The sequence below is a fragment of the Cohnella endophytica genome (assembly GCF_003628305.1).
In the GTDB taxonomy this organism is placed as follows: Bacteria; Bacillota; Bacilli; order Paenibacillales; family Paenibacillaceae; genus Cohnella; species Cohnella endophytica.
Window position 1 is genome coordinate 125,523 of sequence record NZ_RBZM01000003.1, and the last position, 11,077, is coordinate 136,599.

Annotated in this window: 8 protein-coding genes; all 8 read left to right on the top strand. The window is 54.1% G+C overall.

Going from position 1 to position 11,077, the window contains the following annotated elements:
* The first annotated feature begins 144 nt into the window (after nt 1–144).
* The 8 genes from D7Z26_RS05940 to D7Z26_RS05975 all read left to right on the top strand — a co-directional run bounded on the left by D7Z26_RS05940 (nt 145) and on the right by D7Z26_RS05975 (nt 11,066).
* Nucleotides 145–849 (top strand): pirin family protein, encoded by a 705-nt coding sequence (locus D7Z26_RS05940; RefSeq protein ID WP_120975147.1) that lies wholly within the window; start codon nt 145–147, stop codon nt 847–849.
* A gap of 414 nt (nt 850–1,263) precedes the next feature.
* Nucleotides 1,264–2,643, top strand: coding sequence for an extracellular solute-binding protein (locus D7Z26_RS05945; protein WP_233566666.1), 1,380 nt, complete (start codon nt 1,264–1,266; stop codon nt 2,641–2,643).
* Nucleotides 2,644–2,750: 107 nt separating this feature from the next.
* Entirely contained in the window at nt 2,751–3,647 is an 897-nt protein-coding gene (locus D7Z26_RS05950; RefSeq protein WP_120975148.1) for a carbohydrate ABC transporter permease, read from the top strand.
* A 14-nt stretch (nt 3,648–3,661) separates the two neighbouring features.
* Nucleotides 3,662–4,489: a carbohydrate ABC transporter permease gene (locus D7Z26_RS05955; RefSeq protein ID WP_120975149.1), complete on the top strand. Its 828-nt coding sequence runs from the start codon at nt 3,662–3,664 to the stop codon at nt 4,487–4,489.
* A gap of 21 nt (nt 4,490–4,510) precedes the next feature.
* Nucleotides 4,511–6,268, top strand: coding sequence for a glycoside hydrolase family 66 protein (locus tag D7Z26_RS05960; RefSeq protein ID WP_120975150.1), 1,758 nt, complete (start codon nt 4,511–4,513; stop codon nt 6,266–6,268).
* Between the two features lie 94 nt (nt 6,269–6,362).
* A complete protein-coding gene (locus D7Z26_RS05965; protein ID WP_120975151.1) occupies nt 6,363–8,192 on the top strand; it encodes a sensor histidine kinase in 1,830 nt (609 codons plus the stop codon).
* Nucleotides 8,182–9,789 carry a response regulator gene (locus tag D7Z26_RS05970; protein WP_120975152.1) on the top strand — a complete coding sequence of 536 codons (1,608 nt, stop codon included), beginning with the start codon at nt 8,182–8,184 and terminating at the stop codon, nt 9,787–9,789. The genes D7Z26_RS05965 and D7Z26_RS05970 overlap by 11 nt, the downstream gene beginning before the upstream one ends.
* Nucleotides 9,786–11,066 carry an extracellular solute-binding protein gene (locus D7Z26_RS05975; protein WP_120975153.1) on the top strand — a complete coding sequence of 427 codons (1,281 nt, stop codon included), beginning with the start codon at nt 9,786–9,788 and terminating at the stop codon, nt 11,064–11,066. The genes D7Z26_RS05970 and D7Z26_RS05975 overlap by 4 nt, the downstream gene beginning before the upstream one ends.
* The last annotated feature ends 11 nt before the right edge of the window (nt 11,067–11,077 follow it).

Below are 11,077 nucleotides of genomic sequence, written 5' to 3' on the forward strand. Positions count from 1 at the left end.
ATATTAGCATACTCACTTCAGAAAAGTAAGTAATATCTTTATATTATTAAGTAGCTTGACAAAAGTAAGTGATAAAAGTAAAATGAATTCATAAGAACGGATTGTACATGGACCAATAAATCGGAATAGAGGAGGCGTTAATCGATGATCTCGATCCAACGCGCTGACGAACGTTACTCCGCCGACCATGGTTGGTTGAAGTCTAACTTTAGTTTTTCATTCGCCGATTATTATGATCCAAAATACATGCAATTCGGACCGATGAGGGTGCTTAACGACGACTCCATCGCGGCATCGGAAGGTTTCGGAATGCATCCCCACAGAGAAATGGAAATCGTTACTCTCGTGCTTAACGGAGTGCTCGAGCATAAAGATAGCCTAGGCAATCGGGCGGTAACTTCGTGGGGCGGCATTCAGCGGATGTCAGCGGGCACCGGCGTATTTCATTCGGAATACAACATATCTCCGGACGAACAATTGGATTTGCTTCAGATGTGGTTTATGCCTAACGTCAAAGGAGTAGAGCCCTCCTACGAAACGACGGAATTCGATACGAACGGGTTGAAAGACCGCTGGGTACCGATCGTTTCCTCGAACGGAGTAGAAGGCAAAGTCGCGAGCTTGCATCAGGATATGTCGATGTACTTGTCGGAGCCTTCGGCGGGAAAAACGATAACTTATAAGCAATTAGCGGGAAGGAAAGCGTTCCTGTTCGTGCTGGAAGGCGAGGTCGGCGTTAACGGCGAAGTTGTGCTGGGACGACGCGACGCGGCCAGAATCGAAGACGTGCCGGAGTTAACGATCGCAAGCGCGGGGGGCGCGCGTATTTTATTGATCGATTTGCCTTAAGCGAGTTCTCGCATTTCCCGATAGGCTTCATTTGTTACACAAATGAAATATTTCTGTGATATTCCTGTCGCAGTGGTGGGCTATTATAATTAACAAGACCCCCTTTTTTCATATTCTTGAAGCCTGCCACCGTTGGCGGGCTTCCTTTTTTTTGTACGACGACCTGATGTCGTCGTTTTTTTATTATTAGCCCAATCGAACTTGATAGACGCGTCAGGTCGCTTTTTATCCGCAAAAGCGGAACAAAGCACACCCATTTGAAACTATGACGTTTAAGCGCAATAATCTTCAAACTTTCGATTCATGAAATGCCGAATAAAATGCACCAAATCGGAAAACAGAGAAATGTCGAAACGAACGTTCTCCCACCATAATTGAAAGCGTAACCATTCATGTTTTCAAGGGGGACTAACAGTGAGAATTACGTTCAAGCTTACGAAAGGAATCGTCTTGATCGCGTTTGCGGCTTTTATCCTGTCGGCTTGCGGATCGAAAAACAACAACGACGCCTCGCCCAGCGCCAGCGGCGCTCCGTCGCCCTCGGCACAGGCCAGCGAATCCGCGAGTCCGAGCGACAGTCCATCCGCATCCGCGTCGGCGTCGCCGAGCGATGAGCCTCAAGTAACCGTGGAATTCTGGCACGCATACGGCGAAGGAGAAGAAAAGGTACTGCTCGAGCAAGTGATACCGAAATTCGAGTCGGTATACCCGAGCATCAAGATCCACGCCACACGCATGCCGACCGAGAATCTCGACCAGCAGGTGCTGACGGCAGTAGCCGGCGGTACGCCTCCGGATATTATGCGAATGGACAATACATGGGTATCGAATATGGCAAAGCAGGGCGCGCTGCAAGAAATCTCCGGATTCCCGGACGCGCAGGCGATACTCGACAACTCGTTCAAGGGCACGGTCGACACGAATCTGTACAAAGGCAAATATTACGGAGTACCACTGGATACGAACACCCGCGTCGCCATCTATAACCAAGACCTGCTTGCCAAAGCCGGAGCCACCGAGGCTCCGAAGACGATCGACGAACTCGTGGATCTCGCGCGCAATATTAAGAAACAGGGCAAGTTCTCGGGAATTACGATAGGCGGCACTAACGTATGGGATTTCTCGGCCTGGTTCTGGACGCTAGGAGGCCAGTACACGGATCCCGATTATACGAAAGCAACCGGCTACCTGAATTCCGACGCCAGCGTCAAAGCTCTAGATACGATCTATGGATGGTACAAAGAGGGACTGCTAGCGCCTCCTATTCTCGGCGGCCAGCCCGGAACCTGGGAAGGATTGCGCGGCGACAAAGGCAAAGCGCCTTCCTACATGATGATTACCGACGGTCCCTGGTTTTTCTCGTTGATCGGAGATGCGGACACGAAAGGCAAAATGTTGCCGGCCGTCATGCCGGCTGGCCCCGACGGCCAGAGCCACTCGGTCATCGGCGGCGAAGATTTGGTGTTATTCAACGGCGCGAAACAGCCGGATGCGGCTTGGAAGTTCGCGCAGTTCATGACGTCGACGGAAATTCAAGTTCTGCTGGCGAAGCAGACCGGCCAAATTCCGACGAACAAAGATGCGGCTCAAGCCCCCGAGCTCAAAGACGTATGGTATTTGCAAGCATACGTAGATCAGCTGGCTACGGCCTATACGCGCACGCCTAGCCCGAATGCCAATAAAATCAACGACGCCATCGGAGCCGCCTTTGAATCCGTATTTCGCGGCAAAGCGAAATCCAAGGATGCGCTCGACAAAGCGGCTTCGCAAATCGACGGCTTTCTGAACGAATAAACGACCGGTCTCAACAGTAAAAAACAACGGAAAGCAACGAGAGGCGGCCAGCCGAACGCGACATGCGGCCGGCTGCCTCTTGCCGACCGGAAAGGAAGGCCCCGCCAATGCGCAAAGCGCTAAAGCAATACGCCCAAGTGTCGCCTTACCTCGTTGTCGGTCTCGCGCTGACGCTCGCTTTCGTGCTTTACCCCATGGCGAAAGGGATGTACATTAGCTTTTTCCATTACAACGTCATTAAGCCGGAGACGAGCGAGTCGGCCGGTTTATCTAATTTTAAGCATGTTTTTACCGATCCGATGATCGGCACCGCGCTGCGCAATTCTCTGCTCATGGCGATTGTCACCGTGCCCGGCCAATGGATCGCCGGCATCGTGCTCGCGCTGCTCATTCAGATGAAAACGGTGCGCCTTAAGGTGTTCTGGAGGCTTATTTACTACGTGCCCGTCATCAGCTCGTGGATCGTTGTTTCGTACTTGTTCCGGTTTCTGTTCGCTGACGGGCACGAGGGCATGATCAACTACTTGCTCGTCGATATCCTCCATTTGATCGGCGAGCCGATCGGCTGGCTGCAGAATACGGGGACGGCCAACCTCGTCGTCTGGCTCGTCAGCATTTGGAAGGGGGCCGGCTGGGTTATGGTGCTCTACCTCGCTGCGCTTCAATCGATTCCCAGGTCGCTGTACGAAGCCGCCGAGATCGACGGGGCACGGCCTGCCGCCGCGTTCTTGAATATTACCCTTCCGCTTGTTCGTCCGCTCACCGCTTATGTGATTATTAACCTGGTTAACGGAGCGATTCAAGCTTTTATCCAAGTGTACGCGATTACCCAAGGGGGACCGATGGACAGCACGCAATTGCTGAACACGTACCTTTATAAGCAGGCGTTCCAATATTTCGATTTCGGATATGCTTCCGCCATCAGCGTTTGCCTTGGGGTGCTGATTTTTGCCCTGACTTATACGCAGCAACGCTCCATCGGCCGCGACCGGATCGAATTTTAAGAGGAGAAGCGCCCATGAAAAAACTCGAAACAACGCTCGTTCACCTTCTGCTCGTCATCGGAATCATCGTCGTCATCGGACCTTTTGCTTATATGGTCCTTACTTCGCTGACGACCGATAACTACAGCCTTCCCAGTCCGCAGAAGCTGATGACCGACACGAAAACGCTTGGCAACTTTGCGCAAGCGTGGGGGAAAAACCATTTTCAGCTCTACTTTCGCAATAGTATCGTCGTCACGGGATTCACGTTGCTATTCTCGTTGACATTGTCATCCTGCATGGCTTATGCGTTCGCCAGATTCGAATTTCCGGGCAAGGAAAAGCTGTTTCGGCTGTTCGTCTTCACGCTGTTCGTGCCGGCCATCATAAATATCATTCCGCAGTTCACCATTCTCAAAAGCTTGCGCCTGGTCGACAGCTATTCCGGGCTCATTCTGTTGTACGTGGGCTCCGGGCTTGTCGGCAGCACGTTTTTTTTGCGCGGTTTTTTTGAGCGGATCCCTCGCGAGCTGGAGGAATCGATCGTCATCGACGGAGGCGGACGCTTCACCATTTTTCGTTCCATCTACATTCCGTTGTCGCTGCCCGCGCTCGGTACGCTGGCGATTTTCTCGTTCCAGGGAACATGGGACGAATTCGTCGTCGCGCTTACCGTCATGAAATCGGAAGCCCATCGAACGTTGCCCATCGCGCTGCAACTGTTCCGCGGACAATATGTTTCGTTCTACGGGCTGTTCTTCGCGGCTTCGATCATCGCGCTTATTCCGACGATTATCGTTTTTCTCGTTTTCCAGAAGCAGTTCGTGAAGGCCAATCTCTCGGATGGCAGCTTGAAAAACTAAGGAGGTATTTTCTTGTTAACTATGCCGCGGCTCTATTTGCTGCCAGACAAAGCCCAGTACAAGCCGGGGGAGGAGGTTCGAATTCGAGTAGAATTGCGCGAACCTGCGAGTTCGACGTTAGCCTTGCGATTCTGCTGGCGCGTTTGCGAGTTGGATCAAATCGTATTCGACGGCGAAGGCGAACTGCTTCTCAGCCGGCAAGGAATACTTTCGGGCGACATAAAGCTTCCGGGATTCGCCGATTGTAGCGCGTTCGGGGTTTTCGCGATCGCGGAGATCGAAGGAGGCGAAAGTTCCGAAGTATATGGAGAGACGGCGTTCGACGTCGCCCGTCATTGGAGCGAAGCCCCCCGTTACGGCTTCTTAAGCGACTTTTCTCCCGGGGGTCACGACGATGGCGCTGCCGATTTTTTGCTCGGGCGGCATCTGAACGTCGTACAATTTTACGATTGGATGTACCGGCACGATAAGCTGCTATCGGATGAGGAACCGTTTACCGATCCGCTCGGGCGAACCGTCTCTCTTGCTGCCGTGCAACGTAAAATAACGGCGCTGCGGGAGAGGGGAATCGCCTCGTTCGCGTACGCCGCCGTGTACGCAAGCTTGCCGGACTATGCGCGGGAGCATCCGGAGCAGCTGTTGTACCGGAATGACGGCACCCCCTTCAGCCTCGGCGATTATTTCTACATTATGGACATCTCGCCAGGTTCGGCGTGGACGGAGCATGTGACGGACGAGTTCCGGATGGCGATCGATTGGGGGTTCGACGGGCTACACCTTGACCAGTACGGCTTTCCCAAGCGAGCGATTCGCAAGACGGCCGACGGCGATTCGGAAGCCGTGCGGCTATCCGAGCTGTATCCGGCGCTGATCGGACGCGCCCGGGAGAAGCTTCCGGAGGCCGGGCTTATTTTCAATAACGTCGGAACGTATCCCGTCCATACGACGGCGGAAGCCGCGCAGGACGCGATTTATATCGAGGTGTGGGATCCCGTCTCGCGGCTTCGGGATTTGTACTCGCTTATCCGGCGCACAAGGGCTTTGTCGCGTAAGCCGATCATTCTCGCCGCGTATTTGCCCGCCTTTCACCCGGATCGCCCCGCAATCCCGGAACAAGCGGAGATCGGGGCAATCGTAACGATGGCGACGATATTCGCTTCGGGCGCCTACCATTTGCTGCTCGGAGAGAACGGCGGCGTGCTGGCCGATCCCTATTATCCGAAATACGGTCAATCCTCGGCGGCTTTCCGCGAAAGGATTTCCCGTTATTATGATTTCATCGTAATGTACCGCGAGTTGCTGTTCGATCCATCGCTTGACGATTGGACCGATGCTTTCACCGGAGGGATCAACAACGAGCTGCGGTTCGGCACAGCCGAAGGCGATGTCGTATTCTCGACGGAAGCAAAGACGGGTGTCGTATGGACGTTAGCGAAAGAGAAGGAAGACGTTTACGTCATCCACCTCGTAAACTTGACCGGACTCGATAATGATACTTGGCACGCGCCTAAGGCGAGCGGTCCCGAACCGGTCGAAGGCATAACCATGACGGTGGAGGTCATCGAGCAAATCGAAGGCATCTTTGCCGCTACGCCCGATGGCGATTCCATTGTATCACGGCCGCTTGCTTACGATTGGGTGCGCCAAGATGACCATGGCCTCTTCGTCAGTTTTACGCTGAATCGTCTCGATTATTGGACCGTCGTCTACATCCGGCTTCGCTCCGGAAAGCCATCCGAAGCTTTCGATTCGAAAGCATTTCCCGTCCATGAAGGATGAAGGATAAAAGATTCAAGCGGATTCACATCACCCGACGATCGGGCCCTGTGCTATACTGATCATACAAATTCTCGCGAAATCGGCTGGTACGCCTATGATTAAATGGCTCAAAAGGTTGCTGTTCGAGAAAGTTTCCACGAAGCTGACCGCCATGATCATTCTCCTCATCTTCCTGTCGGCCACGTTCATCAGCACGACCTATTACGGCTCTGCCGTCTCCATTATCGGCGATCATGTAAGGGCTTCCACGAAACAAGGGGCTAAGCAAACGGCCGATTATTTGTCGCTCATGCTGACGATCGGCACCGACATGGGTCAGCAAATTTTTCGCAACAATCGGCTGCAGGATGCCCTTAATCGGGAGCGGCAGGGCAATTTGTCCGTGGACGACAAGTTCGAAGTCAAGGATTCCATCGGCCAAACGCTCAACAATACGATTTACTCCAGCTCCTTCGTCCGCAGCATATACATCTTACGCGAGGAGGGGGAGAGCTGGGGCAGCGGCTTGTTCAATGCGTCGAAAGTGAAAAGATACACGCTTTCGAACCATGAATGGTACAGCAGGGTCGTCGCGGACCAAGTCAACGAGACGTGGCTTCCGCTCGGTTACGATCCCTTCAGCGGCGGGGGGGACAACACCGAACTCGTGCTTACGTTGGTGGATGCGTTTCGCGATTTGAAGACGAAGCGGACGGAAGGCGTCATTCTCGTCAACTTGGACGGGCAACTGCTGCTCGACGCCGCGCAAAGGATCAAGCTCGGGCGAACAGGTCGCTGGTCCGTCGTGGACCGAACGGGTCAAGTGCTGATCGATTCCGACCCCAACCGTTGGGGCCAGCCGATTCGGGAAGCATTGATAGCTCGGAAAATCATTACCCAAAGCGAAGACGTGCTGGAATTTCAAACGAATCAGGGAGAAGAGGAAGATTACGTCGTTTCCGTCCGGATGGCGAACGGCTGGAAACTCGTCGGGCAAGTGCCCGTGAAGGAAATTATAGGGGATATCGAATCGCTGCAACGCAAAATTACCCGTTACACGGCGTTGTTCCTGCTTGTCGCGCTGCTGGTCGGATTGTTGTTCTCGCTGAGGATCACGCAGCCGCTCAAGGAATTGACCCGCCAGATGGAAGCAATCGAGAACAACGATTTCAAAGCGCGTTCCCGTATTCGATCACGGGATGAAATCGGTAAGTTGAGCCTGCGTTTCAATCAGATGGCCGGGCAAATCGAGACGCTAATCCATGAAGTGGACGAAGCGGGGACCAAGAAACGGGAGGCTGAAATCCGGGCGCTACGGCATCAGATTAACCCTCATTTTCTGTATAATACGCTCTCAACCGTTCGTTGGATGATCAAGCTGGGAAGCGCAGACGGAGCGTACAAGGGAATCGCCGCCCTCGTAGAGCTAATGGAATCCAGCATGGGAAGAGAAGGCATGTTCACGACGATCCGCCAAGAGCTGGAGATGCTGGACAAATACATGGTCATCCAGCAATTTCGATATGGCGCGGAACTGAAGCTTGCCGTAGAGGCGGACGAGACGTTGCTGAGCTTCGAGATTCCCGGGATGCTGCTTCAGCCGATCGTCGAGAACGCGATCTTTCACGGACTCGCTCCGAAGAACGAACGAGGGACGGTATGGCTAAGGGTCGGCAAGGCGGAGCAGTTTCCGGCGGCTGCCATCGTCATCACGGTCGCGGACGACGGGGTAGGAATGGAGACCGAACGCTTAAAAACGCTGTTGAGGGATGGCGGGAACACGCCGAAGTCGGGCATGTTCGGCATCGGGTTGAGGCATGTTCATGAAACGCTTCAACTTTATTACGGGTTAGGCAGCGGCGTCATTATTCGAAGCCAGCCCGGGGACGGCACGACCGTAGAACTGACTTTGGTGCCTAGAGGAGTGGCGGATAATGATCTATAAAGCGCTTATCGTGGACGACGAGCCGATTATCCGTTATGGACTCGCCTCCACGGTCGATTGGGAGGGAGCGGGCGTCGAACTCGTTGGCGAAGCAGGTAACGGAGAGGCCGCGCTAGGCATGGTGAGCGAGCGGGAAGTCGATATCCTGATCACCGACATCAAGATGCCCATGATGGACGGACTTGAGCTGATACGCTTAGCCAAGCTGAGTCGTCCCCATATCAAAGCGATTCTGATCAGCAGCTACAGCGATTTCGATTACGCGCGTCAAGCGGTGCAGCTCGGAGTCGTCGTGGATTATTTGCTGAAACCGACGATGGAGCCCGAGGATGTGACCCGCCTGTTGATCGATTGCAGGCGAAGGCTCGAAGATGAGCTTTCTCTGGAAAAAAACTCATCGCTATATTCCATGGGAGAGAAGCAGCGCAAACGACAAGGCTTCGCGACGGAGATGAACCGGGCGTTGAACGGGCAAGCGGCCGACCTTGTCCGTTACGCGGGAGATTTCCCCGGCCCTTACGTGCTGTCCATATGGAGAGCCGACGAAGGGCAAGGAATAGATACAGCAATAGAGAAACTAGGCGCGCTTCTGCCGGATAGCGTCGTATGCGCGACGAAGGAGAGCGAGCTGGCGCTGTTGTTGCCAGACCGGACGGGAGGAGGAGCTGCCGCAATGGCTGCCAGTCTTGTGCGGGATGCGCATATTGCGCTTCGCGAGGATGCCGACCGTATCCGGTTCACTATCGGAATTAGTCCGCCGTTCTATCGTCTTGACCGGTTACCGGAAGCGTACGCTTGGGCGGAAAGCGCGTTCGAGCATGCGTTCTTCGGAGGCAAAGGCAAGTGCTATGACGGGGAAATTCGCCGTCAGAACGGAGAAGCCGGCGCCGCTCCGCAACTCTCTTCAAAGCAGGAGGAAGCCAACGAGCTCCTCGATCGTTTCTCCCGCAAGCTCGCCGGTTCCGACGATGCGGCCTGCGAACGGGCGCTTCGGCAATTGTTCGAGCTGTGGCGGTCACGGGCGGTCGCGCCGGGAGAAATCCTCAAACAGGCCGGGGATGCGCTACTAAGAATCGCCTCGGGTCAGTTTTATCTAAAAGCCGAAGAGAAGCTTGAATTGCTTATGGAAGAGAATGAACGTCTAAGGAAAGCAGGCGCGTTGGAAGAAGTCATCGCGATCGTCATCGCCGGTTTGCGCGACGGAAGAAGGAACGTAGATTCATTACCGCTAACGGCAGTCTCCGAAGATACGGGCGGCGCGCATGCGATTCAAACCGCTCTCGTTTATATTCAGGAGCATTACCGATCGGAGCTTTCGCTCCGGGAAGTGGCCGATAGCGTTCACATGAGCCGCAATTATTTCAGCGAGCAGTTCAAACGGCGCACGGGTTTTAATTTTATCGACTACGTTATACGGCTTCGTATCCGCTACGCCAAGCATTTGCTGGAAACGACGATGCTCAAGGTGTTCGATATCGGCATCCACAGCGGATTCAACAACTCGAAGCATTTTCTCAAAATGTTCAAAAGAGAATCCGGTTGCACGCCAGCGGAATACAGAAGCCGTTCGCAACACGGCGAGGAGGGAGAGACATGAAGAAGATTTTACCGCTGATTTTGCTGTTTACGGTGGTCCTATCTACGGGCTGTTCTTCCTACTCGCTTGTAGAGGATCCCGCCGTTCAGGGAAGCAACGATGCGGCGGGTGAAAAAGTCGAATTGCAATTCTGGCATACGTACAGCGACGTGGAAACGAAAGTGTTCGAAACGCGTGTCCTGCCGATGTTCGAACGCGAGCATCCGAACATCGTCGTGCATGCCGTGCGGCAGAATTATACGTCCCAATTGAACGACAACATCGTCGCGGCAATCGCGGACGACAAGCAGCCGGACATTATGCGGATGGACATCATCTGGGTGCCTCAGTTCGCACGCAGCGGCGCTTTAACCGATCTGACGGAGATGAGCGACTTCTCCGAGTACGAGAATCGGTTTACGGGCTCGCTCATTCAGACAAACCGATATGCCGGGCATTATTTCGGAATTCCGTTGGACGCGACGACGATGGTGCCGATTTATAACAAGACGCTGCTTCGCGAAGTGGGCTTGACGGAGCCTCCAAGCACGTTCGAGGAGCTTATCGCCGCTTCCCGAAAGTTAAAAGCGAAGGATGCCGGATTGTTCGGCATCAGCGTCTGTTGTTCGAGCACTTGGGGGATGTTGCCGTATTTCCGAACGCTCGGAGGAGAGTTGCTTAGTCCCTCGCTGGACAAAGCGAGCGGTTATCTGGATAGTCCGGCAAGCGTGGAGGCGATGAAAAGGCTGAAGTCATGGTTCGACGAGGGACTGATCAGCCCGACCGTCGTCGGCGGCGAGCCGGGCGGATGGGATGGCCTGTTTAATCGCAAAATCCTAATGATAGACGAAGCCCATTGGTTTTTTACCTCCAACGAAAATACGGAAAACGGGCCAAAGCTGAACGACACGGTGACCGGCTTATTCCCGTCGGATGCGAGAGAAGGAACGTCTATTATCGGCGGGGAGAACCTTGTGCTGTTCCGAGGCTCCCGGCACCCTTATGAAGCGTGGACGTTCATGAAATTCTTGGTGTCCGAGCCCGTGCAGGAAATGATGGCCGAGACGGGATTGATCCCGTCCATCAAGGACTTCGATCGCGCCAAGCTGCAGCCGGTATACCGAATCTATCTTGATCAGCTCCGACGTGCCGAACCTCGACCGCCGATTCCCCAGTGGGACGAAGTGGACGACGTGTTCTCCCGCATGGTCACTCGGATATTGGTGGGCGAGAAACCCGTGGCCGACGCGATGCGCGAGAGTGCCTCCCAGATAGATGGAATCTTATCTTCGCGTTAAAGAACCGCTTC

Coding starts and splice junctions, on each gene's coding strand:
- D7Z26_RS05940 (WP_120975147.1), top strand. CDS start 145: ATGATCTCGATCCAACGCGCTGACGAACGTTACTCCGCCGACCATGGT.
- D7Z26_RS05950 (WP_120975148.1), top strand. CDS start 2,751: ATGCGCAAAGCGCTAAAGCAATACGCCCAAGTGTCGCCTTACCTCGTT.
- D7Z26_RS05955 (WP_120975149.1), top strand. CDS start 3,662: ATGAAAAAACTCGAAACAACGCTCGTTCACCTTCTGCTCGTCATCGGA.
- D7Z26_RS05960 (WP_120975150.1), top strand. CDS start 4,511: ATGCCGCGGCTCTATTTGCTGCCAGACAAAGCCCAGTACAAGCCGGGG.
- D7Z26_RS05965 (WP_120975151.1), top strand. CDS start 6,363: ATGATTAAATGGCTCAAAAGGTTGCTGTTCGAGAAAGTTTCCACGAAG.
- D7Z26_RS05970 (WP_120975152.1), top strand. CDS start 8,182: ATGATCTATAAAGCGCTTATCGTGGACGACGAGCCGATTATCCGTTAT.
- D7Z26_RS05975 (WP_120975153.1), top strand. CDS start 9,786: ATGAAGAAGATTTTACCGCTGATTTTGCTGTTTACGGTGGTCCTATCT.